Genomic DNA, 20,933 nt, shown 5'->3' with positions numbered 1-20,933 from the left:
GAGCACGGCGGTAGCGGCCACGAGCTGATCCTTCCTGGGCGTGCGAACACGGATAATCTTGACAACAATGCTGATCTCGAAATATTCCGCTCCCGACTTCGACCCGTACGGCGACAATCGTGCCGACGAGCCGAACACGCTGTGGCCGGCGCCCGTCGCATCCGGTCCGGTGCGCGCGACCGTGTCTCTCCCCGGCTCCAAGTCGCTGACCGCGCGAGAGCTGGTGCTCGCCGCTCTCGCCGACGGCCCTTCGCTGCTGCGCTCCCCCCTGCACTCGCGCGACAGCGCCAACATGGTGGAGGCGCTGCGGGCGCTCGGCGTCGGCATCGAGGAGCGGGCGGGCTCGGGCGAGTTCGGCGCCGACCTTGTGGTCACGCCCGCGGAGGAGCTGCTCGGCAGCACGACGATCGAGTGCGGGCAGGCCGGCACGGTCATGCGGTTCGTCCCGCCGATCGCCGGGCTCGCGCTCGGACCGACGATGTTCGACGCCGACGACTCGGCACGCGGCCGGCCGATGGGCGCGATCATCGGCGCCCTCCGCTCGCTCGGCGTCGACGTGAACGACGACGGCCGCGGATCGCTGCCGTTCACGGTGCACGGCACCGGAAGCGTCGCAGGCGGAGCGGTCGAGGTGGATGCGTCCAGCTCCAGCCAGTTCGTCAGCGCCCTCCTGCTCTCGGCCAGCCGTTTCGAGAACGGACTCGACCTGACCCACTCCGGCGAGCGCCTTCCCAGCCTGCCGCACATCGAGATGACGATCGCCGCCCTCGAGGCCCGCGGGATGACCGTCGAATCGCCGGAGACCGGACACTGGATCGTCTCCCCCGGCGCCATCGCCGCACGCGACGTCGACATCGAGCCCGACCTGTCCAATGCGGCCCCGTTCCTGGCGGCCGCCGTCGTCACCGGCGGCAGCGTCACGATCACGGGCTGGCCGGAGTCGACCACGCAGGTCGGCGCCGACCTCGCCGACCTGCTCCCCCTGTTCGGCGCGACCGTGACGCGAGACGGCGACCGCCTGACGGTCACCGGCCCGGACCGCCCGGACGGCGTCACCGTCGATCTCAGCACCGGCGGCGAGCTGGCCCCGGCTCTCGTCGCGATCGCCGCCCTCGCCGACGGCCCGAGCGAGATCACCGGGATCGGCCACATCCGCCACCACGAGACCGACCGTCTGGCGGCGCTGGCGGCGGAGATCAACGGCCTCGGGGGGCGCGTCACCGAGCTTGAGGACGGCCTGCGCATCGAGCCGCAGCCGCTCCACGGCGGGGTCTGGCGCAGCTACGAGGACCACCGCATGGCCACGGCCGGCGCGATCGTCGGGCTGGTCGTGCCGGGCGTCGAGATCGAGAACGTCGCGACCACGGCCAAGACGCTGCCGCAGTTCACCGAGCTGTGGGGCAGGATGCTCCAGGGCGGTTCCCGCTAGATGTCGTGGTGGACGGATGACGACGACGAGGACGACGACGACCTCGACCTGTACGACGAGTCCACCGTCCGCTCGCGCCCGAACCCGAAGGGCAACCGCCCGCGCACGAAGACCCGGCCGGAGCATGCGGACGCCCGGATCGCGCGGGTGCTCGGCGTCGACCGCGGCCGCTACACCGTGCTGCTGGACGAGGACACCCCGGACGAGCGCCAGGTGACCGCCGCACGGGCGAGCGAGCTGCGCAGGAACCCGATCGTCAACGGCGACCGCGTCGCCGTTGTGGGTGACACCACAGGCGAGGAGGGCACCCTCGCCCGCATCGTCCGCATCGAGCCGCGCACGACCCTGCTGCGGCGCAGCGCCGACGACACCGACGAGGTGGAGCGCGTCATCGTCGCCAACGCCGACCAGATGCTGATCGTGGTCGCCGCCGCCAACCCGGAGCCGCGCACGCGCCTCGTCGACCGCTACCTCGTCGCGGCCTACGACGCCGGGATCGAGCCGATGCTCTGCGTCACCAAGACCGACCTCGCCGACCCCGAGCCGTTCCTGGCGAACTTCGCGGGGCTCGACCTGCCGGTCTTCACCAGCCGGCAGGACGACATCCCGCTGCACGACATCACCGCCGCCCTGGTGGGCCACGACACGGTGGTGGTCGGCCACTCCGGCGTGGGCAAGTCGACGCTCGTGAATGCCCTGGTGCCGGGCGCGAAGCGCGCGACCGGGCACGTCAACGAGGTGACCGGTCGCGGCCGCCACACGTCGTCGTCGACGGTCTCGCTGCGGGTGGAGGACGGCGCCGGCCACCACGGCTGGGTCATCGACACGCCGGGGGTGCGCTCGTTCGGGCTCGGCCACGTGAACACCGACAGCATCCTGAAGGCCTTCACCGACCTGGCGCAGATCGCGGAGGACTGCCCGCGGGGCTGCACCCACCTGCCGGACGCCCCGGACTGCGCCATCATCGAGGCGGTCGAGGAGGGCCGGCTCGGCGAGGCCGGACGCGCCAGGCTCGACTCGCTGCAGCGCCTGCTCGCGACCTTCGCGCGCTGACCGGCGGCTGACCGGAGCGGCCCGTTCCCTGCGAGAATGGACGCATGACGGATGTGCGACTCGAGGCGGGTGAGCAGGCTCCCGCGTTCAGCCTGACCGACCAGGACGGCGACTCGGTCTCGCTCGGCGATTTCGCCGGCGAGAACGTGATCGTGTACTTCTACCCGGCGGCGATGACGCCGGGCTGCACGAAGGAGGCGTGCGACTTTCGCGACAACCTCAACTCGCTGAAGTCGGCGGGCTACCAGGTGATCGGGATCTCCAAGGACAAGCCCGCCAAGAACAAGGAGTTCCAGGAGCAGGAGGGCCTCAACTTCCCGTTGCTCTCGGATGAAGACCTCGCGGTGCACAAGGCGTACGGCGCGTACGGCGAGAAGAAGCTCTACGGCAAGACGGTCGAGGGCGTCATCCGCTCGACGTTCGTGGTCGACCCGGACGGCTCGCTTCGCCTGCCGCTCTACAACGTGAAGGCCACCGGGCACGTCGCGTCGCTGCGCAAGAAGCTCGGCATCGACGCGTAGGGTCAGGCGGGGAGGCGCGGGACCGACGCCAGCAGGCGGCGCGTGTACGGGTCTCGGGGTGCGCCGAGCACGTCGGCGGTCGGACCGTGCTCGACCACCCGGCCCGCGCGCAGCACGACGGTGTCGGCGCACAGCGACGCGACGACGCTGAGGTCGTGCGACACCATGACGACGGTCATGCCCTCGCTGCGGGCGAGTTCCCCGAGGAGCTCGATGATCTGGATGCGCGTCGTCACGTCGAGCGCGCTCACCGGCTCGTCCGCGAGCAGCACCCGCGGCCGGGAGACGATCGCGCGGGCGATCGCGATGCGCTGCCGCTGACCGCCGGAGAACTCGTGCGGGTAGCGCCCTGCGGCGTCCGCGGGGAGCGCCACCGCCTCCAGCGCCGCCGCGACCCGGCCCTTGGCGTCCGCTCCCCGGGCGATCCCGAGCGAGGCCAGCGGCTCGCCCACGATGCGGCCGACGCTCTGCCGCGGGTCGAGCGACGAGTACGGGTCCTGGAAGACGGGCTGCACGCTCCGGCGGAACGCGCGCATCCCCTGCCGGTCCCGTGCGTCGAGCGGCCGACCGTCGAACAGGACCGCTCCGCTGGTCGGACGGGCGAGCCCGAGCAGGAGCGAGAGGGCGGTCGTCTTGCCCGCGCCCGACTCGCCGACGATGCCGAGACTCCGGCCCTCCTCGACGGCGAAGGAGACGTCGTCGAGGGCCGGCGTGGAGGCGCGGCGGTAGCGCAAGCCCGCCTCCTGCAGCTCGAGGATGGCCGTCATCGCACCTCCAGGGCGGCGTCGAGTTCGCGCGCGCTGCGCACGAGTTCGGCCGTGTAGGGCGCCTGAGGCGCGCGCAGGAGCGTCTGCACCGGCCCCTCCTCGATCACGCGGCCGTCGCGCAGCACGAGGGCCCGCTGCGCCATCCGGGACACCACGGCCAGGTCGTGGCTGACGAAGAGGAGCGCCATGCCGCGCTCGGCCACGAGCCGCTCGATCAGGGCGAGCACCTCGGCCTGCACCGTCACGTCGAGCGCGGTGGTCGGCTCGTCGGCGATCAGGAGCCGGGGGCGGCACGCCAGCGCCGCGGCGATCGCCACACGCTGCCGCTGGCCGCCGGAGATCTCCCACGAGTACGCGCGCGCGATGCGCTCCGGCTCCGGAAGCCCGACCTCGGCCAGCGCCTCCAGCACCGCCGAGCGGAGAGCGTCGCCCCGCAGCCCGAGATGGAGGCGCAGCGGCTCGGCGACCTGCCGTCCGAGACGCATCAGCGGGTCGAGCGCGGTCATCGGCTCCTGGAAGACCGTGGAGGCGACCCGTCCGCGCAGCGGCACCAGGTCGCGTTCGCGAGCGCCGACGACCTGCACGCCGTCGAGCACGACGCTGCCCGACGATGACAGCCCCTCCGGCAGCAGGCCGGTGAGCGCGAACGACGTGAGGGACTTACCCGACCCCGACTCCCCGATCAGACTCAGCCGCTCCCCCGGGGCCAGCGAGAACGAGACGTCGTGGACCAGGGCGGACCCGTCGCGGGTCGCCACCGACAGCCCCTCGACCTCGAGGATCGGAGCCTCGGCGCGCACAGCGCCGCCGTCGCCGATGACCTCGGCGCTCATCGCGACCTCCTCCGTGTCGGGTCCGCGACATCCCGCAGACCGTCGGCGACCAGGTTCACCCCGACCACGAGCACCACCAGGGCGACCCCGGGCGCGATCGCACCGACGGGGGCCGTGGACACGGTGCCCTGCGCCTCCTGGAGCAGCCGCCCCCACGACGCGTTCGGGGGCGGAGCGCCGAGCCCCAGGTACGAGAGGCTCGCCTCCGCCAGCACCGCGACGCCGAACTGCAGCGCGAGGTTGACGCTGAGCGTCGGCCAGATGTTGGGCAGGATGTGCCGGCCGATGATACCGGGCCACGACGTGCCGGAGGTGCGCGCCGCGGTCACGTACTGCTGCGCGAGCACCCGCTTCGCCAGCACGCGGGTGAGCCGTGCGACGACCGCCGACATGGCGAGCCCGATCGCCACGATGGCCGTGCCGAGCGACGCACCCTGCGCCGCCACGATCAGCATGGCGAGCAGCAACGTCGGGAAGGCGATGAGGATGTCGAGGACGGCCGACAGAGTGTCGTCGAGCCACTTGGTGGCGAACGCGGCGAGCAGGCCGAGCGTCACACCCACCACCGCGCCGATCAGCACCGACCCGAGACCGACGGCGAGAGCGATGCGCGCGCCGATCATCAGCTGGGTGAGCAGGTCGCGGCCGAAGCGGTCGGTGCCGAGCCAGTGCGCCGCGCTCGGCTGCTCCAGCCGGGTGCCGGAGGTGTCGCCCTGCGCGTAGGGCAGCCAGACGAAGGAGACGACGGCCACGATCACGACGAGGCCCACCAGCGTCAGCCCGAGCCCCAAGGACACCGAACGGCGCACGCGCCTCCGCGGGCGCCCGGCCGGCCCGGGCGACGCGGACTCCGTCGCCTGCTCCACGATGGCGCTCATACGTTCCCCGAGATGCTGCGGCGCAACCGCGGGTCGACGATGCGCTGGGCGATGTCGGCGAGGAAGCCGACGATCAGCACGAGCAGCGTGGAGACGAACAGGATGCCCTGGATGTTCGGGTAGTCGTGCTGCTCGATCGCCTTGAGCAGCATGCTGCCGAGCCCCGGGAGCGTGAAGACGCTCTCGACCACGACCGCGCCGAGGAAGGTGGTCGCGAGCTCGATGCCGAGCACCGAGATCACCGGAACGGCCCCGTTGCGGAGTCCGTGCCGCCGCATCGCGCGTCCGAAACCGGCGCCGAGCGCGCGGGCGTTGCGCAGGTACTCGCTGCCGATCACATCCAGCGTCGCACTGCGCACGTAGCGGGAGATGGAGGCGCTCATCACGATCGCGATGGTCACGACCGGAAGTGCGAGCGAGGTGAGCGCCGCGTTCGGATCGGCCCAGTCGTCCCGAGGGAACCCGCCGGACGGGAACCAGCCGAGGGTGATGGCGAACACATCCACCAGCAGGATGCCCACCCAGAACACCGGGACCGCGATGCCGAGCTGCGAGAAGACGGACAGCACGACGCCGTACCACCGGTCGGCCTTCCATGCCGCGACGAAGCCGATCGGCAGCGCGAGCACCAGGGCGAGGACGAAGGAGAGCAGCGTGAGCGGCACGGTCACGGACAGCCGGGCCGCGATCTCGGGGCCGACCGGCAGAGAGCTGATGAACGACTGCCCCAGATCGAACGTGAGCAGGCTGCCGAACCAGGTGACGAACTGCTGCAGCAGCGGCTGATCGCTGCCCACCTGGCGCTGCGCCGCCGCGATCTGCTCCTTCGTCGCGCCCACCGACAGCAGCGCGTTCGACGGGTCGCCCGGGAGGACGCGCAGCAGGAAGAACAGCACGACCATGGCCAGCAGCAGCGACACCACGAGGAACGCGGTGCGACGGAGGAGGTAGAGAGCCATGGTCTTCTCAGCGTAGATGCTCGGGGAACCGCGTCCGCGGCTCCCCGAGCATCTGTGGACAACTCGTGCCGGGCGTTACTTCTTCACGATGTCGTAGACGAAGAACTGCGAGTTCAGGCCGTTCACCGGGTAGCCGGTCACCGAGCTGTCCGACACGACGATCTGCGGGTACAGGTACAGCCAGGCGCTGGCCGCATCCTTCGCGATCTGCTCATTGACCTGCTTCAGCTTCGCGGTCTGCTCGGCCGTCGTCTTGGCCTGCTCCGCCTCGTTCACCCACGCGGTCACCTGCGGGTTGTCGTAGCCCCAGTAGAAGTCGGGGTTGCCGTACCAGACCACGTCGCGGTCGTTCACGTGCTCCTGCAGGGTCGCGGTGAAGTCGTGGTTCTTGAAGACCTTGGTGTACCACTCGTCGGCCGAGATGGAGTTGATGTTCACCGTCACGCCGACCTTCGCCAGCTCGCTCTTCAGGAACTCCGCCACCGCCGGGTGCGGGTCGTAGGTCGGGGTGTCGAGCGTGAAGCTGAACCCGTTCGCGAAGCCGGCCTCGGCCAGCTCCTTCTTCGCCAGGTTCACGTCGTACGGGTTCACCTTGGTGAGGTCCTCGTACCAGGGGTCGCTCGGCGGCACCATCGATCCGATGAGCGTGCCGTAGTCGCCCCAGATCGAGTTCAGCAGCTTCTTCGTGTCGATGGCCGAGTAGACCGCCTTCCGGACCTCGACGTTGTTGAACGGCGCGACCTTGTCGTTGAAGGCCAGCAGCTCCTTGGTCGTCGACTTGCCGTTGGAGATGGTGTAGTCCTTGTTACCCTTGAACGTGCTCAGCGCGTCGGGGCTCTGGATGCTCGTCACGATGTCGACCTGCTTGGTCTGCAGCGCGTTCGACAGGGCGGAGGCGTCGGTGAAGTAGTCGAACTCCACTTCCTTGCTTCTAGCCTTGTCGCCCCAGTAGCCGTTCCACCGCTCGAGGCTCAGCGAGCTGCCGCGCTTCCAGGTGCCGAGGGTGTAGGGGCCGGTGCCGTCCTCAGCGGTCTTGTAGTTCGTCTTGCCCGGGCCGTAGATCCAGACGTAGCTGAGGTTGTACGGCAGCGAGATGGACCGCGACGACAGAGTGATCGTGACGGTCTTGTCGTCCGGGGTGTCGATGCCCTTGATGACGGCCAGCTGCGACTTGCGCGCCGACTGCGAGTCCTGCGCGGTCACCCGCTCGATGCTGCGCTTCACGTCGGCGCTGGTGAGCGCCTTGCCCGAGTGGAACTTCACTCCGTCGCGCAGCGTGAACGTGTACGTCAGACCGTCCTCGCTGGTCGTGTACTTCGTCGCGAGCAGCGGCTCGACCTTCCCGTCGTCGGTCAGCTTGAACAGGCCCTCGTAGACGTTGCCGTTGAGCGCCTCGGTGACGCCCTGGCCGCCGCCGGCCGTGTTGTCGAGGTTCACGGGCTCATAGAGCGAGCCGATGGCGATGGACGCGTCGGTGCCGCCCGAGGACGACGACGACGCACCCGCGCAGCCGGCGAGCGTCAGGGCCGAGGCCAGGCCGATCGCGAGCGTGGCGAGCAGGGAAGTCTTTCTCAACGTGGTTCTCCAGTGCTGTGGGGGGATGGGATGCGGCGGGCGCGGGTGCGCGCGCTCCGCTCAGTGCTGGGCGCCGCCGGCGAACCGTACGCGCTTCTCCCCCGCAGTGACCGCGACGGGGAAGCGGTTGTTACGCGGCGGCAGCGGACAGTTGTACTGGTCCGAGAAACCGCACGGCGGGACGAACGCGCGGTTGAAGTCGAGGACCACACGGTCGTCGTCTCCGCGCTGCACGAACAGGAAACGGCCGGACGCGTACGTCCCGTCCTCGCCGTCGGCGCCGTTGCTGGGGTCGCCGAAGACGAGCAGCAGCGTCCCGTCGTCGTCGAACGCGCTCAGCGTGTACTCGATGCCGTCGCGCTCGAAGGCGATGTCGCCCGGGACCACCAGGTCGCGGGTGAGGCCGTTGTCCCGGATGTGCTCGAACGGGATGGTGCGGTCGTCGGCGACCGGCGTGAAGGTGGCCTCCACGACCCAGCTGGGGTCGAAGGGGAAGACGTCGATGCTCTCGAAATCGCGGATGGCGGGCGACTGGGCGTCCCACAGCCTGATGCCGCGCTCCGGCTCTCCCGTCTCGAGGTTGCGCCGCGTCAGCTCGGTCGCGGTCACCGTCTCCGGGTGACCCGCGAGCGCCTGCTCCGGTGTCGTCTCGTCGCCCGGCTGCAGCCAGCGGGTCTCGATCAGCGCGAGGTTGCCGGTCGGCGCGGTGACGCCGGCGAGACGGGAGGAGCGCCAGGCGTCCCATCCCTCCCGGGCACGCTCGATGGTCTCAGCGGATGCGGATGCGATGAGGGTGGGGAGATCAGTCACGATGTCGGACATAACCATCCGAGTCTCCGACTTCTTCCCGATCCGTCCTATTCGTGTTGCTCCGTGTTGCGCGCGGTCGCCCGCACGACCGGACGGGAAACGGCCAGCACAGCGGCCACGACGGCCGGGACGAGCAGCGCCCAGCCGAGGTCCGGACGCGCGAACAGGCCCTGGAAGCAGCCGACGGCCACGGCCAGTTGCAGGATCTGGATCGTCAGAGCCGACGCCCGCGCCCAGCTACGGCGGCGCAGCAGGCCGACGACCGTGGCGACAACCCACGCGGCACCCAGCACGACGAGGACGGTCAGCGCCACAGCGGACGGGTAGGACTCGGGCCGCTGCGTCAGCAGCTCGTAGATCAGCCACAGCGCGAGGCCCGTGGCCAGAGCCGCCTCGAGCGCGACGATGACGGACAGCACGAGGAGGAGGGCGGGGCGCGCGGGGGCGCTCTGGGGGTCGGGCACTATAGCATCCTGACGTTTCTGGCTCGTGTTCTCAGCGTTATCCCATACAAAACTATTGATTCGGGATAACCGCTATGGGAGCATATTCAGCGGTCGAGTTAACGCTCACAGGGTCGTGGGCAGGTCTGATTCCCCACGGATCTATGCACCCTGCAACCCGGCTGCTTACCTGCATTCTATGGCCCCCTCGGGTCAGGAAACCCAGTAAACAAGGAGCACATCTTCATGGATTGGCGCGACAAAGCCGCCTGCCTCACCGCAGACCCCGAGCTGTTCTTCCCGGTCGGCAACACCGGCCCGGCGGTCGACCAGATCGACAAGGCGAAGGCTGTCTGCGCCCGCTGCACCGTCACCGAGATCTGCCTGCAGTACGCCCTCGAGACCGGTCAGGACTCGGGCGTCTGGGGCGGCCTGTCCGAGGACGAGCGTCGCGCGCTCAAGCGCCGAGCCGCCCGCGCACGCCGGGCCTCCTGACCCACCCGCTGCACCACCGTCGGCGCGGACCGAATTCTGCGCGCACGACATCGCCGAGGCGGCGCTCACACACCTAGCATCCGAGCGCCCCTCGGCTTCTTCGTTCCCGGCGCGGCCTCGGACGATCAGATCTTGGTGAGGTAGCGCAGCGGGACCTCGATGGTCACCTCGGTGCCCTGTCCCATCATCGTGTGCCAGTCGATCGCACCGCCCAGCTCTCCCTGGATGAGGGTGCGCACGATCTGCGTGCCGAGCCCGCTGCCGACCTTCCCCTCCGGCAGGCCGGAGCCGTTGTCGACGACCTTGACCGTCAGGGAGTCGTCCGAGCGGCGGGCGACGATCTCCACCTCGCCCTCGCGGCCGGCGAGACCGTGCTCGACGGCGTTCGTGACCAACTCGGTGAGCGCGAGCGCGAGCGGTGTCGCGTACTCGGACGGCAGCTGCCCGAACGTGCCCGACTTCTTCGGGTGCACCGTCGTCGTGTGGCTCGCCGCGACCTCGGCGACGAGCAGCAGCACGCGGTCGAAGACGTCGTCGAAGTCGACGATCTGGGCGAGACCGGTCGAGAGCGTGTCGTGCACGACCGCGATGGCCGCCACGCGCCGCATCGCCTGGCTGAGCGCCTCCCGAGCCTCCTCGGAGTGCGTGCGCCTGGCCTGGATGCGCAGCAGCGACGCCACGGTCTGCAGGTTGTTCTTCACCCGGTGGTGGATCTCGCGGATCGTCGCATCCTTGGTGATCAGCTCGCGCTCCTGGTGGCGCTGCTCGGAGACGTCGCGGCAGAGCACGATCGCCCCGACGCGCTCGCCCCGGTTGCGGATCGGGATGGCGCGCAGCGACACCGTGACGCCCCGGGCCTCGATGTCGGTGCGCCAGGGGGCGCGACCGGTCACGACCAGCGGAAGGGACTCGTCCACCGTGATGGTGCCGGCGAGCAGGCCGGTCGTCACGTTCGCGAGCGACTCCCCCTCCAGTTCGCCGGTGAAGCCCATCCGGTTGAAGGCGCTCAGGGCGTTGGGGCTCGCGAAGGTGGTGACGCCGTCGACGTCGAGGCGGATCAGTCCGTCGGCCGCGCGCGGGGCGCCGCGACGCGGAGCGGCAGGAGCGCCGAGGTCGGGGAAGTCGCCGGTCGCGATCATGTTGAAGAGGTCGTTCGCGCACTCGTTGAAGGTCAGCTCCTGGCGGCTGGGAGTGCGCGCCTCGCTGAGGTTCGTGTGCCGCGTGATGACCGCCACCGGCTCGTCGGCGGTCTCGGGCGAGTGGACGGAGAGGCGCCGGATGACCGGGACCGCCCGCACGCGCGTCGGCGTCTCCTCGTACCAGTCGGGCGCGGACGTGTCGATGATCTGCTTGGACCGGTAGGCGTCGGTCACCTGCTGCCGCCACTCCGGCTTGATGCGCTGGCCGACGAAGTCGCGGTAGAAGAGCGTCGCAGCCGAGGACGGCCGCGCGTGGGCGACCGCGACGAAGTCGTCGTCGACCGTCGGCACCCAGAGCACGATGTCGGCGAAGGCGAGATCGGCCAGCAGCTGCCAGTCGCCCACCAGCCCGTGCAGCCACTCGACGTCGGCCTCCGAGGAACGGCCGTGGGCCTGGACGAGATCACTGAGCGTCGACACCTGACCATCCTAAACGCGACCCGGCTCTCGATGACGCGAGTTATCCACAACGCGTTCGTGCCCTGGACCTTCCGTCGGCCGCACTGCTTGGCTGTGAACTCGCACTACCACACGGTCGAGGAACATCGATCGACCGACACGCTCCACGTTAGGAAAGAACATGCACCACCTGGCCCCCGCACCCGTCCGCCCCGCCCACCTCCACCGCCCGCTGCGCGGCGAACGCCCGATGACACCCCGAGCAGGCGGTGGCCGCGACGCGGCGGCCCTCCCCCGCCTCGGGCATCCGGAGGCCGAGTTCGACCTCGCCCACGCAACGACCGTCCGCTCGCTCTCGCCGGCTCCGCTCGTCCCCGTGCCGCCCCTCGGGCCGGACGGTGTCGCGCCGCCGCGGCCCGGTCCCGACCTCGCCGATGCGGTCGACCCGAGCCCGTCCATCCTGTGCGCAGCCCTGGCCCGGTGCGTCGTGGAGATCCTGGCCGGCGCACGCTCGCTCGATCAGGTCGCCCGCTGGGTGTCCGACGTCGTATACACGAAGGGGGTAGTTAACTGCGCTCCCAGGCGGGCACTATCTCGTAGGTAGTCACGCCCTTGCCTGAGGCCCGTTCGGCGGGAGGGATCACCCGCACCTCGCTGATCACCGTGCGGAGCAGCTCGCGCAGCTCCTCATTGGTGGCGACGTCCCAAACGTCCCGGACGTGAATGGCGAGTCGTCGGACGTCTACCTCTTCGATCGGGTTCGGCTGGTGGTGCGTCGACACTGCACTCAGCCTGTCGATCTCCTCCTGGAGGCGCACGGCCGCCGCCTCGTAGGCAACGTCGCTGATCTTTCCCTCGACCAGCTTCACGGTCAGCGCGCCGAGGCTCCCGCGAGCTTTGTCGATGCGCCGCCGAACCGCGTCGGCATCAACGATGCGCGCGACCTTCCGCTCGGCGACGCGCTGCTCCGCGGCCGCGAGGGCGTCGATGTCGTCGGCGAGCGATTCGATCCACTCGCGGACGGCAGCGTGCGCGCCGTGCTGCGTGCATCCGACGCCACGGCGGCCGTCCTTGTAGCGGAGCGCCGCGTTGCAGAAGTAGCCAGGGGTCGGCGGTAGCCCGTTGCGTCGCCCGCGCGCGTGCGAGCGCATGCCGGACCCGCAGTCGCCGCACTTGATCATGCCGATCAGAAGCGCGCGGGCCTGAGGCGCGGCGCGATTCGAGCTGTGTCGTTCGGTCCGTCGGCGCCGGTAGGCGCTCCAGAGTTCCGAGTCGATGAGGGGCGGATGGATTCCGGGGACGTAGCGTACCTCGGCCGAGCGATATCCGATCGCGAGGACACCGGCGGCGAACCCGGCGTCCATGACCGAGCGGATCTTCGCAGCATCCCATTGCGCTCCGGTGATCGTCGGGATGCCCGCCTCGTTGAGCCAGCGGACGAGCTTCGTCCACCCCCAGCTCTCCTCGACGTAGAGCCGATACGCCTCCGCCAGAATGGGCCCTGTCACCGGGTCGGGCTCGTAGGTGTCCTTCGCTACGCGCTCGTAGCCGAATCGCTTCGTTCCGGAGTGGGGGACGCCGCGGCCGAGCCGCCGGGCGTGGGTTTCCTTCCAGACGTCCCCGATGCGCTCTGACTCGAACGCAGCGAACTCGGCGAGCATGCCGCGCGCCAGACGCCCGGTCGCCGTGCTCGTGTCGACGGACTCGGTGGCTGACTCGATGCGGCCGCCGGCGGATTCGACCTTGTCGACGGCGACGGCCCAGTCAAGTCGTGCGCGAGAGAGGCGTGACCACTTCCAGAGCACGATGACCTCGGCGGCGCCCGTCTCGACCATGTCGATGACCTTGCGCACGCCGGGCCGATTCCATGTCCGGCCGCTGATGCCCGGATCTTCCTCGACACCGACGACGAGGTAGCCCATTCGCGCGCAGTACTCGCGCCCGGCCGCTTCCTGCAGCTCGAGCGAGATGGACTCCTCTTTCGAGACGGATTGCCGCAGGTAGAGCACGGCGCGGAGCGGTGTCGCGGCGGCGGGTACGGCTCTCACGCTATGCGCCTGTCGTCGCGAAGGTAGCGCTCCAGGATGTCGGCGCTGACGTTGAGCTCGTGACACCAGACGCCCGGGTCCGGCGACGCCGCGGCGGCGCTGCGCAGCTCGTCGGGGTTGATGAGGTGGCGGGCCGCCCAACGGTCGGCCTGGATTTCCTGCCGTGGCGTGGAGTCGCGGTGGCCCATGAGCGCGTGGCCCAGCTCGTGTGCGAGCACGGAGCGCTCGTGGATGAGACGCATCCTCGTCTGCAGGAAGATCGTCCGGATCTCCGGCACCCAGAGCCCGTTGCCTGTGCGGAGTTGGCGGTAGACCACGTGGATGCCGAGCCGGCGCGCGTGCTCGTACGGGTCATAATCCAGTCCGGTCGTCGTCACCATCTACCCCCGGGGTGCGGTCGGCCCGTGCATCGGCCGCCACGTCGTAATCGCTCTTCGTTCCTTGCACTCGTGCATCCTCCACGGAACGTAGGACATCGTCGATGAGCTCCTCCGAGGGCGGCTGCGTGATGACCGCGCTCGCGCTGCCCGCCGCGACCCGCCTCAGCATCTCCTTCGACAGCTCGAGGTCGCTGATCTCCTCGATGCGGAACGGCCCCGAGAACTGGCGCGCCTCGTCCTCTGTGATGTAGCCCGCGGCGAGGAAGACAGGCACGAGCGGCATCCCGTAGTGGCGTGCGACGCGCAGCACGGTGGAGATGTCGGGCACGTCCGCCTTCAGGTGCGCGCCGAGGGTGGTGTGCGTCATGCCGATGTCGGCGGCGATGGCGCGAATGCTTTTCCCCCCGGTGGCCTGTCGGACATGGCTTACGAGCGCATCGGTCATGCATCGGACTGTAGCACTTTTGCAACACTGCTGTAAAGAATCTGAACCGCCTCCGGCTAGCATGCGGGCGATTTCGCAACAAGTGGCAAGATTCTGCACCACTGTCCCCAGTTGTGGTGTAGATTCGCTACATCACGTTGCGAAGTGACACCAAGGGAGGCGAAGTGGCAAGTGTGATTCGTATCCGCCCCGGACTCCTCGCTCGTCTGCGCGAGACGCGCATGATCCCCTCCGAAGAGGCGCAGGCGCGGCTCATCGGCGTCGACCGCGGCACGCTGCGCCGTGTCGACGCGGGATCGCAGCCGTCGGGGTCATTCATGGCCGGGCTGTGCGAGGCGTTCGGACTCGGGCTCGGCGAGGCATTCGAGGTCGTGCCCGAGACGGCGGAGCAGAGGGTCGCGGCATGAAGCCGACCCGCGAGGAGTGCCTGCGAGCAGCGGCGCGCGTGCTCGTCCGGATTGCTGTCCGGATCGAGACCGACCGCATCGCGTCAGAGCGTCAGGCGGCGTAGCCGCAAACCGAAACGCCCCGGAGGCAACCGGGGCGAATCAGAGAAAGGAACCAAGTCCTTGAGCAGCACCGACATTAGCATCTTCCGTCGCGAGGGGGTGGATCTCCGCGTGATCGTCATCGACGATGAACCCTGGTTCGTCGCCTCGGACGTCGCCCGTGCGCTCGGCTACCGAGAGGCGCGCGACCTCACCCGCAACCTCGACAACGACGAGAAGGCTCCGCACAATCTGCGGACCCCTGGCGGCGAGCAGACCGTGAGCATCATCTCGGAGGCCGGCCTCTTCTCGGGCATCCTTCGCTCTCGCGTTCCCCAGGCGCGCGCCTTCAAGCGGTGGGTCACGCACGACGTCCTCCCATCGATCCATCGCACCGGCGCCTACGCGGTCGAGACGCAGCGAGCCCTGCCGCACGACTTCGCTTCCGCGCTCCGCGAGCTGCTGGCAGAGGTCGAAGCGCACGACGAGACCCGCGCGCAGCTCGCCGAGGCGCAGCCCCGAGCGGACGCATGGAACGCGATCGCTTCGGCCGAGGGCGACTACGCCGTCGGCGACGCCGCGAAGATCCTGAACCGCAGTGGCATCCCGACCGGGCCCCAGCGCCTGTTCGCGCAGCTCGAGGAGATCCGCTGGATCTACCGCGGCGGTGACGGCAAGTGGCGCCCGTTCGCGGAGCGAGTCGAGAAAGGATTCCTCGCCGAGAAGCCCCAGTTCCACCACCACCCGGCCACCGGGGAGCTCGTGCTGGATGCTCCGCAGGTCCGCGTCACGATCAAGGGCATCGAGAAGCTGCGCCAGCGACTCCATGTCGGCGCGCTGCAGGCGGTGACGGCGTCGTGAGTGACTTCATCACCCCTCCCCGTGCCCGCCGTTCGTTCCGGCACCCGGAGAACGCTGATCTCGCCCGCCCGGCTGTCGCCGCGCTCGACGAGATCGCGTCCGAGGAGGACGACCTCGATTTGGAGGTGTGCTCGTGAAGCCGCGGAACGACCGGCCCGCCGGGATCCCCGTGCTCGGCGCAGTCCTCATCGTGCTCGCACTCCTCGCGGTCGCCGTCGTCTCGTCGTGGGTGCTCCTGCTGGCGGGGGTGCTCGTATGGCGATGACCGACATCCGCACGCCCATCCCGGCGCCGGACTTCGCCCCCGCGGTGATCGTCGCCTCGTGCGACTCGTGCTCGTTCGACGGCGAGGTCACCGCCTCGGTGGTCGAGGACGAGCGCACTTGGTCGGCGAGCGCGGTGACGTACGAGTTCGAGTGCCCCGAGGGCCACCTCAACCGGATGCGCGTCGAGGACGGTGACGACTCGTGAACGCCAAGGCCGTGCTCGTGCTCATCCTCATCGCCTTCCTGCTGGTGGTCGTCGTCGGCGCGCTGCTGAGCAGCGTCCCCGTGTACCTCACCGGCGCTGCTGGCGCGATCCTCACCTACTTCGTCGCGTGCATCTGCACCGACGTCCACAACCTCGAAAGGTAGCCATGTCCCTGAAAGTCACCAACCTCCACGCCGAAAACTACAAGCGCCTCGTCGCGGTCGACATCTCCCCCACCGGCAACGTCGTCACGATCGCCGGCCGCAACGCGCAGGGCAAGACGAGCGTGCTCGACGCACTCTGGGCGGCGCTGGCCGGCGGCGAGGCATCCCGGGCCACACAGCAGCCGATCCGGGAGGGTCAGGACACCGCAGTCGTGCGCCTCGACCTCGGCGAGATCATCGTCACCCGCCGGTGGACGAAGGACGACGCCGGCACCCTGACTGTGGAGTCTGCCGACGGCGCCCGGTTCTCGTCCCCGCAGAAGCTTTTGGACGAGATGCTTGGCCGGCGCGCGTTCGACCCGCTGGCCTTCGTGCGGCAGTCGCCGAAGGACCAGGTCGCGACGCTCGTCTCGACGGTCGAGCTGCCGTTCGATCCCGAGGAGCTGGAGCGTCGCCGCAAGGCGGTGTACGACCAGCGCACCGAGGTCGGCCGCGACGTCGCGAAGCTGGAGGCGCAGCTTGCCTCTTACCCGGACCACGACCCGAGCCTGCCAGACGAGGAGGAGTCGGCCGGCGTGCTGCTCGCCGAGGCGGATGCTGCCCGCGCGCAGAACGCAAGCATCGACCAGGCGATCGCCGAGGCGAACCGGCAGGCTCACACCGTCGAGTGGGCCGAAGAGGCTCTCCGAGAGGCGCAGAAGGCCCTCGACACGGCGCGCGAGCAGTACGCCGACGCTCAGAAGGCGCTGCTCGCGATGCCCGAGCGGGTCGACGTCTCCGGCTTCGCTGAGCGTCTGGACGGCCTCGAAGCGCGCAACCGCCGCATCCGTGCCCAGCGCGAGCGGAACGCCGTCGCCGCCCAGCTGGCCAATGCGAAGGAGAAGCGGGCGCAGCACACGCTGATGCTCACCTCGATCGAGAACACGAAGGCGGACGCCCTCGCCGCCGTCGAGTTTCCCGTGTCGGGGCTGTCGTTCGACGAGTCCGGGGTGACGCTCAAAGGCATACCGCTCTCCCAGGCGTCGGCCGCAGAGCAGCTCCGGGTCTCGGTCGCGCTCGCGATGGCCGCGAACCCGAGGCTCCGCGTCCTCCGCATCATGGAGGGCTCGCTCCTCGACTCCGAGTCGATGCAGATCATCGCGGACCTGGCGGCCGAGAACGACTACCAGGTGTGGGTCGAGGTCGTGGACGAGTCCGGCAAGGTCGGCGTCGTCATCGAAGACGGGCAGGTGGCCCGATGAGCGACCCGATCGAGACCATCCGCGACATCCTCGGCATGCCGGTCGCCCGCCCGATCCTCACCTCGGCTTTCCCGTCGGATGAGGCCGCGGCGCTCGGCGACGGCGACTGGACACCGGAGGACCCAGCATGAGCTACCTCGACCGTGTGCTCGCTGACTCTGCAGACCGCGCCAACTGGGGCCGCGACAGCTTCATCGGCGCGTCCGACGCCGCCAACTACGCCCGCGAGGAGTCGATCCAGAAGTACATCCTCGCGAAGCTGAAGGACGGCAGGTTCCAGGGCAACGCCTACACCGAGGCCGGCCACCGGTGGGAGCCCGAGATCCTCGACTGGTTCGGCGTGCCGCACAACACGCTCACCTTCCACGCCCAGGACGAGCGCGGGTTCGCGGCCACGCCGGACGGCATCGAGGTGCTCCCGTCCGGTGAGCTGATGCTCGCCGAGGTGAAGGTCATCCACGGCCGCGTGCACACCGGCCCGACTCCCGCGCACCTCCGTCAAATCTGGTGGGCCCAGTACGTCCTCGGTGCCCGCCGCACCAAGTACCTGTGGCGCGAACTCGTCGACGGCGTGCCGCGACGCCTCGAGCCGCACATCCAGATCATCGAGCTCGACGACGCCGCGCTCGCCAAGCTGCTGCGCATCGCCCGGCCTGTCCTGGCCGGCGTCCGCGCAGCGCGAGAGTTCGAAAGGAGCCTGGCCGCATGACCACGGCACTCGCACGAATCGAAGACGACCCGGCAGGGCAGGCGCTGTTCGAGCGCCGCGAGGACTTCGTCCGCTTCCTCGGCGGGGAGCAGCAGGCCGAGCGCTTCATCCAGGAGGCGTTCGCCGCGGTGAACGCCAACCCGATGCTGCGGCGCTGCACCGCGTCGTCGCTGTTCGGCGCGCTCTACTTCGCCGCGCAGATTGACCTCCCGGTCGGCGGCCCGATGCAGCAGTTCCACCTCACCCCTCGGCAGAACTGGAACGCAGACATCCGCGCGAAGGAGTGGCAGGTCGTCCCCGTCGTCGGCTACAACGGCCTGATCACCCTCGCCATGAACTCCGGCGAGTACGACGCCATCGAGGGCAAGCTCGTCTACGAGAACGACGACGTCGATCTGCCCTGGGACGACGAGACCGGGACGCACTTCAAGCTGCGGCCGGCGCCGGAGGGCGCGCGCGGCGAACTGCGCGGCGTGATCGGTCGTGCGCTCGTCAAGGGCGCCGACCGGTCCCTGGTCGAGTGGTTGGACATCGAGACCATCCGCGACCGCATGCGCCCGGCGAACTGGGAGCGCACCCCGTGGAAGACCGACGAGGCCGCGATGGTGAAGAAGACCGGCATCCGCCGCGTCTCGAAGTACACCGCCAAGTCGCGGAACTCGTGGAAGTTCGCGCTCGCGCTAGAAGCCGACCAGGCCGTCGTCAACCTCGACGAGCTCGGCGAGCTGAAGGTCGACCGCACGGAGCCGCCGACCGAGGACTGGAAGTCGATCATCGAGGCGACGAAAGACAAGGCGGACCTGGAGCGGGAGTGGAAGCGTCTGGTCGGGTCGCAGTCGCGTGAGGTGATCGAGGAGTTCCGGCCGCTGGTCGCCGCGCACGGCGCGACGCTGACGGTCGACTCCCGCGCTGACCGCCCTTCGGACGCTGAGCTGGCGGCAGCGGCGGTCGGCCGAGAGCCGGAGGCCGGCGAGCCGTCCGAGGAGGAGTACCTCCGCTACGAGGCGGACGAGTACGCGGCCGCTGTCGCCCGGGGTGAGGTGCAGCCGTGACCGAGCTCGTGCACTCGACCACGGGCGAGCTGATCGACTACCAGCCCGTCTCGCCGATGGAGATCGAGTTCATCATCCGCGAGATCGGCGACCGGTTGGAGCGCGCCGTCGTCGTCATCGACAGCCTGCAGCGTGCCCGCTACGACGCCGAGGAGGCGTACTCCAAGGCGTTCGAGATGGCCAAGTTGGAGTCCAAGCGGCACCTCTACAACGACCGCATCGCCGAGGCGCGACTCTCCTGTCTGCCGCTGCTCCGCGAGCTGAACGAAGCGAAGGCTCAGCTCCACCACGCGGAGCACCTGCAGGACGCCCTGAAGGCGAAGCTCATGGGCTACCAGAACATCAACAAGGTCAACGGCGCCGCCTATGGCGTCGGCGGCGTAGGCCGCTGAAAGCCACCCACAGAAAGGAAATCGAATGGTGGACACCAAGGGGTCGGAGGGGACGCGCGACAGCTTCGCGGCCGTACTCGCCTCCATCCGACCGAAGACCGACATCGAGCTGGCCGACGGCCTGACGAAGCTCATCGAGGCGGTGAAGACGACCGGCAAGCCCGGGTCGCTCTCCGTGCGCTTCGACGTGAAGCTCGTCGACGGCGGCGGCACGGCGGTCATCGTGAACGACCGCATCGCGATGAAGCTCCCGGAGAAGAACCGTGAGGGCTCCATCGCCTACATCGGCGACGGCAACAAGCTCCAGCGCACCGACCCGACCGCGATGCCCCTCTTCGCCGATGAGGACATTCGCTCCACGCCCGACTACGCAGACCCCCGCACCGGGGAGATCAAGGAGATCCCGAACGCATGACCGACTACAAGGACGCCGAGCTGGGCGTCATCGAGAGCGCGTCCGAGGCCGCGACCATCGCCGCCTTGGCCGTGACCGGCATCGAACCGCATCCGATCGAGGCGGGCAAGCTCTACGCCGTCGCCGACGGTCGCGGCGGTGTGAAGGTGATCGACACCGACGACTACGCGGACGCCCCGCGGCGCACGAAGGCGGCCCGCACGGTCACCGACGCTGCCTCGTTCGTCGCCTACGTGAACCGCCACCGCACGGCCGGCACCGAGGTCTACGCACACACCTCCTCGTCGAGCGTGATCGCGGTCATCGACGCCCACCAGGGCACCGACGGGCCCGCGGGCTGGGAGAAGCACAAGCTGACCCTCGCCCTCGAGCACACGAAGGCATGGCTCGCGTGGACGGCGCACGACCTCGGGCAGAACCCCCGCGGCTGGTTCGGCCAGCAGGAGTTCGCCGAGTTCATCGAGGACCGCGCTCTCGACGTGCAGGAGCCGGACCACGCCCGGCTCATCGAGCTCGCGACGAAGTTCGAGGCGACGAAGAAGGTCGAGTTCGGCCAGGCGACGCGCCTCGACAACGGCGAGGTGCAGTTCCAGTACACGGAGACCGTCGGCGCCAAGAAGGGCACGAAGGACTCGATCGAGTTCCCGAAGGAGCTGAAGCTCGCGCTCCGGCCGTACATCGGCGGCCCGATCTACTTCGTGTTCGCGTCGCTCCGGTACCGCATCGGCGAGGACGGGCTGCGGCTCGGCTACGCGCTGCAGCGGCCGGAGAACATCCTCGAGGCCGCGTTCGCCGACATCGTGACCGAGATCCGCGACGGCCGCACTGACAAGGCCGCCGACTCCGACCCGATCGTCGTGCACGAGGGGATCGGCGACGTGCCGATCTTCTACGGCCGGCCGTAAC

General features: G+C 69.5%; 29 protein-coding genes. 18 read left to right on the top strand and 11 right to left on the bottom strand.

The window, feature by feature from the left end:
- Positions 1 to 67: 67 nt before the first annotated feature.
- Genes aroA through bcp form a run of 3 tightly spaced genes read left to right on the top strand, consistent with a single transcriptional unit; the run spans position 68 to position 3,003 of the window.
- Positions 68 to 1,429, top strand: coding sequence for a 3-phosphoshikimate 1-carboxyvinyltransferase (aroA, locus tag P5G59_RS15235; protein WP_301220146.1), 1,362 nt, complete (start codon positions 68 to 70; stop codon positions 1,427 to 1,429).
- The gene (gene rsgA, locus P5G59_RS15230; RefSeq protein WP_301219847.1) at positions 1,430 to 2,482 is read left to right on the top strand and encodes a ribosome small subunit-dependent GTPase A; all 1,053 of its coding nucleotides are present in this window, start codon (positions 1,430 to 1,432) and stop codon (positions 2,480 to 2,482) included.
- A gap of 44 nt (positions 2,483 to 2,526) precedes the next feature.
- Entirely contained in the window at positions 2,527 to 3,003 is a 477-nt protein-coding gene (bcp, locus tag P5G59_RS15225; RefSeq protein WP_301219846.1) for a thioredoxin-dependent thiol peroxidase, read from the top strand.
- 2 nt (positions 3,004 to 3,005) lie between these two features.
- On the opposite strand, the gene P5G59_RS15220 is transcribed toward bcp, so the two are convergent.
- From P5G59_RS15220 to P5G59_RS15190, 7 genes are all read right to left on the bottom strand, one after another.
- Complete coding sequence (locus P5G59_RS15220) at positions 3,006 to 3,770, bottom strand: ABC transporter ATP-binding protein (RefSeq protein WP_301219845.1); 765 nt, start codon at positions 3,768 to 3,770, stop codon at positions 3,006 to 3,008.
- Positions 3,767 to 4,603, bottom strand: a complete 837-nt coding sequence (locus tag P5G59_RS15215) for an ATP-binding cassette domain-containing protein (RefSeq protein ID WP_301219844.1) — start codon at positions 4,601 to 4,603, stop codon at positions 3,767 to 3,769. Before P5G59_RS15215 ends, P5G59_RS15220 begins: the two co-directional genes overlap by 4 nt.
- Complete coding sequence (locus P5G59_RS15210; RefSeq protein ID WP_301219843.1) at positions 4,600 to 5,481, bottom strand: ABC transporter permease; 882 nt, start codon at positions 5,479 to 5,481, stop codon at positions 4,600 to 4,602. Before P5G59_RS15210 ends, P5G59_RS15215 begins: the two co-directional genes overlap by 4 nt.
- Entirely contained in the window at positions 5,478 to 6,440 is a 963-nt protein-coding gene (locus P5G59_RS15205) for an ABC transporter permease (RefSeq protein ID WP_301219842.1), read from the bottom strand. The genes P5G59_RS15210 and P5G59_RS15205 overlap by 4 nt, the downstream gene beginning before the upstream one ends.
- 75 nt (positions 6,441 to 6,515) lie before the next feature.
- Positions 6,516 to 8,015, bottom strand: coding sequence for an ABC transporter substrate-binding protein (locus tag P5G59_RS15200; protein ID WP_301219841.1), 1,500 nt, complete (start codon positions 8,013 to 8,015; stop codon positions 6,516 to 6,518).
- Between the two features lie 60 nt (positions 8,016 to 8,075).
- A complete protein-coding gene (locus tag P5G59_RS15195; protein ID WP_301219840.1) occupies positions 8,076 to 8,837 on the bottom strand; it encodes a DUF1684 domain-containing protein in 762 nt (253 codons plus the stop codon).
- A 35-nt stretch (positions 8,838 to 8,872) separates the two neighbouring features.
- Positions 8,873 to 9,289 (bottom strand): hypothetical protein, encoded by a 417-nt coding sequence (locus tag P5G59_RS15190; RefSeq protein WP_301219839.1) that lies wholly within the window; start codon positions 9,287 to 9,289, stop codon positions 8,873 to 8,875.
- Positions 9,290 to 9,514: 225 nt separating this feature from the next.
- Here P5G59_RS15190 and P5G59_RS15185 point away from each other — a divergent pair, with 225 nt between their 5' ends.
- Positions 9,515 to 9,763 carry a WhiB family transcriptional regulator gene (locus P5G59_RS15185; RefSeq protein WP_018190103.1) on the top strand — a complete coding sequence of 83 codons (249 nt, stop codon included), beginning with the start codon at positions 9,515 to 9,517 and terminating at the stop codon, positions 9,761 to 9,763.
- A gap of 125 nt (positions 9,764 to 9,888) precedes the next feature.
- Here the strand turns inward: P5G59_RS15185 and P5G59_RS15180 are convergent, their stop codons facing one another.
- Entirely contained in the window at positions 9,889 to 11,382 is a 1,494-nt protein-coding gene (locus tag P5G59_RS15180; protein WP_301219838.1) for a sensor histidine kinase, read from the bottom strand.
- 160 nt (positions 11,383 to 11,542) lie between these two features.
- On the opposite strand from P5G59_RS15180, the gene P5G59_RS15175 reads away from it, so the two are divergent.
- On the top strand, positions 11,543 to 11,965 hold the full coding sequence (locus tag P5G59_RS15175) for an Rv3235 family protein (RefSeq protein WP_301219837.1): 423 nt from the start codon (positions 11,543 to 11,545) through the stop codon (positions 11,963 to 11,965).
- Here P5G59_RS15175 and P5G59_RS15170 read toward each other — a convergent pair.
- From P5G59_RS15170 to P5G59_RS15160, 3 genes are read right to left on the bottom strand one after another with little or no spacing between them, the layout of a single operon-like run.
- The gene (locus P5G59_RS15170; protein WP_301219836.1) at positions 11,928 to 13,409 is read right to left on the bottom strand and encodes a recombinase family protein; all 1,482 of its coding nucleotides are present in this window, start codon (positions 13,407 to 13,409) and stop codon (positions 11,928 to 11,930) included. The genes P5G59_RS15175 and P5G59_RS15170 overlap by 38 nt on opposite strands.
- Complete coding sequence (locus tag P5G59_RS15165; RefSeq protein ID WP_301219835.1) at positions 13,406 to 13,786, bottom strand: ImmA/IrrE family metallo-endopeptidase; 381 nt, start codon at positions 13,784 to 13,786, stop codon at positions 13,406 to 13,408. The genes P5G59_RS15170 and P5G59_RS15165 overlap by 4 nt, the downstream gene beginning before the upstream one ends.
- Positions 13,761 to 14,234, bottom strand: coding sequence for a hypothetical protein (locus P5G59_RS15160; RefSeq protein ID WP_301219834.1), 474 nt, complete (start codon positions 14,232 to 14,234; stop codon positions 13,761 to 13,763). The genes P5G59_RS15165 and P5G59_RS15160 overlap by 26 nt, the downstream gene beginning before the upstream one ends.
- Positions 14,235 to 14,398: 164 nt before the next feature.
- Between P5G59_RS15160 and P5G59_RS15155 the strand changes: the two genes are divergently transcribed.
- From P5G59_RS15155 to P5G59_RS15095, 13 genes are all read left to right on the top strand, one after another.
- Entirely contained in the window at positions 14,399 to 14,641 is a 243-nt protein-coding gene (locus tag P5G59_RS15155; protein ID WP_301219833.1) for a hypothetical protein, read from the top strand.
- A gap of 162 nt (positions 14,642 to 14,803) precedes the next feature.
- Positions 14,804 to 15,583, top strand: coding sequence for a phage antirepressor KilAC domain-containing protein (locus tag P5G59_RS15150; protein ID WP_301219832.1), 780 nt, complete (start codon positions 14,804 to 14,806; stop codon positions 15,581 to 15,583).
- Positions 15,580 to 15,720 carry a hypothetical protein gene (locus P5G59_RS15145; RefSeq protein WP_301219831.1) on the top strand — a complete coding sequence of 47 codons (141 nt, stop codon included), beginning with the start codon at positions 15,580 to 15,582 and terminating at the stop codon, positions 15,718 to 15,720. Before P5G59_RS15150 ends, P5G59_RS15145 begins: the two co-directional genes overlap by 4 nt.
- Positions 15,717 to 15,848: a hypothetical protein gene (locus P5G59_RS15140; RefSeq protein ID WP_301219830.1), complete on the top strand. Its 132-nt coding sequence runs from the start codon at positions 15,717 to 15,719 to the stop codon at positions 15,846 to 15,848. The genes P5G59_RS15145 and P5G59_RS15140 overlap by 4 nt, the downstream gene beginning before the upstream one ends.
- Positions 15,839 to 16,054: a hypothetical protein gene (locus P5G59_RS15135; protein ID WP_301219829.1), complete on the top strand. Its 216-nt coding sequence runs from the start codon at positions 15,839 to 15,841 to the stop codon at positions 16,052 to 16,054. The genes P5G59_RS15140 and P5G59_RS15135 overlap by 10 nt, the downstream gene beginning before the upstream one ends.
- Positions 16,051 to 16,218 carry a hypothetical protein gene (locus P5G59_RS15130; RefSeq protein ID WP_301219828.1) on the top strand — a complete coding sequence of 56 codons (168 nt, stop codon included), beginning with the start codon at positions 16,051 to 16,053 and terminating at the stop codon, positions 16,216 to 16,218. The genes P5G59_RS15135 and P5G59_RS15130 overlap by 4 nt, the downstream gene beginning before the upstream one ends.
- Before the next feature lie 2 nt (positions 16,219 to 16,220).
- On the top strand, positions 16,221 to 17,459 hold the full coding sequence (locus P5G59_RS15125) for an AAA family ATPase (RefSeq protein ID WP_301219827.1): 1,239 nt from the start codon (positions 16,221 to 16,223) through the stop codon (positions 17,457 to 17,459).
- On the top strand, positions 17,456 to 17,590 hold the full coding sequence (locus tag P5G59_RS15120; RefSeq protein WP_301219826.1) for a hypothetical protein: 135 nt from the start codon (positions 17,456 to 17,458) through the stop codon (positions 17,588 to 17,590). Before P5G59_RS15125 ends, P5G59_RS15120 begins: the two co-directional genes overlap by 4 nt.
- Complete coding sequence (locus P5G59_RS15115) at positions 17,587 to 18,168, top strand: recombinase (protein ID WP_301219825.1); 582 nt, start codon at positions 17,587 to 17,589, stop codon at positions 18,166 to 18,168. Before P5G59_RS15120 ends, P5G59_RS15115 begins: the two co-directional genes overlap by 4 nt.
- Positions 18,165 to 19,220 (top strand): recombinase RecT, encoded by a 1,056-nt coding sequence (locus tag P5G59_RS15110; RefSeq protein ID WP_301219824.1) that lies wholly within the window; start codon positions 18,165 to 18,167, stop codon positions 19,218 to 19,220. Before P5G59_RS15115 ends, P5G59_RS15110 begins: the two co-directional genes overlap by 4 nt.
- On the top strand, positions 19,217 to 19,612 hold the full coding sequence (locus tag P5G59_RS15105) for a hypothetical protein (protein WP_301219823.1): 396 nt from the start codon (positions 19,217 to 19,219) through the stop codon (positions 19,610 to 19,612). The genes P5G59_RS15110 and P5G59_RS15105 overlap by 4 nt, the downstream gene beginning before the upstream one ends.
- A 25-nt stretch (positions 19,613 to 19,637) precedes the next feature.
- Positions 19,638 to 20,027 carry a hypothetical protein gene (locus tag P5G59_RS15100; protein WP_301219822.1) on the top strand — a complete coding sequence of 130 codons (390 nt, stop codon included), beginning with the start codon at positions 19,638 to 19,640 and terminating at the stop codon, positions 20,025 to 20,027.
- Entirely contained in the window at positions 20,024 to 20,932 is a 909-nt protein-coding gene (locus tag P5G59_RS15095) for a DUF2303 family protein (RefSeq protein ID WP_301219821.1), read from the top strand. The genes P5G59_RS15100 and P5G59_RS15095 overlap by 4 nt, the downstream gene beginning before the upstream one ends.
- The last annotated feature ends 1 nt before the right edge of the window (position 20,933 follow it).

It is taken from the genome of Leifsonia virtsii, from assembly GCF_030433675.1.
GTDB classification, from domain to species: domain Bacteria; phylum Actinomycetota; class Actinomycetes; order Actinomycetales; family Microbacteriaceae; genus Leifsonia; species Leifsonia virtsii.
This window is presented reverse-complemented; position numbering and strand designations above follow the sequence as displayed.

Coding starts and splice junctions, on each gene's coding strand:
- aroA (WP_301220146.1), top strand. CDS start 68: ATGCTGATCTCGAAATATTCCGCTCCCGACTTCGACCCGTACGGCGAC.
- rsgA (WP_301219847.1), top strand. CDS start 1,430: ATGTCGTGGTGGACGGATGACGACGACGAGGACGACGACGACCTCGAC.
- bcp (WP_301219846.1), top strand. CDS start 2,527: ATGACGGATGTGCGACTCGAGGCGGGTGAGCAGGCTCCCGCGTTCAGC.
- P5G59_RS15220 (WP_301219845.1), bottom strand. CDS start 3,770: ATGACGGCCATCCTCGAGCTGCAGGAGGCGGGCTTGCGCTACCGCCGC.
- P5G59_RS15215 (WP_301219844.1), bottom strand. CDS start 4,603: ATGAGCGCCGAGGTCATCGGCGACGGCGGCGCTGTGCGCGCCGAGGCT.
- P5G59_RS15210 (WP_301219843.1), bottom strand. CDS start 5,481: ATGAGCGCCATCGTGGAGCAGGCGACGGAGTCCGCGTCGCCCGGGCCG.
- P5G59_RS15205 (WP_301219842.1), bottom strand. CDS start 6,440: ATGGCTCTCTACCTCCTCCGTCGCACCGCGTTCCTCGTGGTGTCGCTG.
- P5G59_RS15195 (WP_301219840.1), bottom strand. CDS start 8,837: ATGTCCGACATCGTGACTGATCTCCCCACCCTCATCGCATCCGCATCC.
- P5G59_RS15185 (WP_018190103.1), top strand. CDS start 9,515: ATGGATTGGCGCGACAAAGCCGCCTGCCTCACCGCAGACCCCGAGCTG.
- P5G59_RS15175 (WP_301219837.1), top strand. CDS start 11,543: ATGCACCACCTGGCCCCCGCACCCGTCCGCCCCGCCCACCTCCACCGC.
- P5G59_RS15160 (WP_301219834.1), bottom strand. CDS start 14,234: ATGACCGATGCGCTCGTAAGCCATGTCCGACAGGCCACCGGGGGGAAA.
- P5G59_RS15135 (WP_301219829.1), top strand. CDS start 15,839: ATGGCGATGACCGACATCCGCACGCCCATCCCGGCGCCGGACTTCGCC.
- P5G59_RS15125 (WP_301219827.1), top strand. CDS start 16,221: ATGTCCCTGAAAGTCACCAACCTCCACGCCGAAAACTACAAGCGCCTC.
- P5G59_RS15120 (WP_301219826.1), top strand. CDS start 17,456: ATGAGCGACCCGATCGAGACCATCCGCGACATCCTCGGCATGCCGGTC.
- P5G59_RS15115 (WP_301219825.1), top strand. CDS start 17,587: ATGAGCTACCTCGACCGTGTGCTCGCTGACTCTGCAGACCGCGCCAAC.
- P5G59_RS15110 (WP_301219824.1), top strand. CDS start 18,165: ATGACCACGGCACTCGCACGAATCGAAGACGACCCGGCAGGGCAGGCG.
- P5G59_RS15100 (WP_301219822.1), top strand. CDS start 19,638: ATGGTGGACACCAAGGGGTCGGAGGGGACGCGCGACAGCTTCGCGGCC.
- P5G59_RS15095 (WP_301219821.1), top strand. CDS start 20,024: ATGACCGACTACAAGGACGCCGAGCTGGGCGTCATCGAGAGCGCGTCC.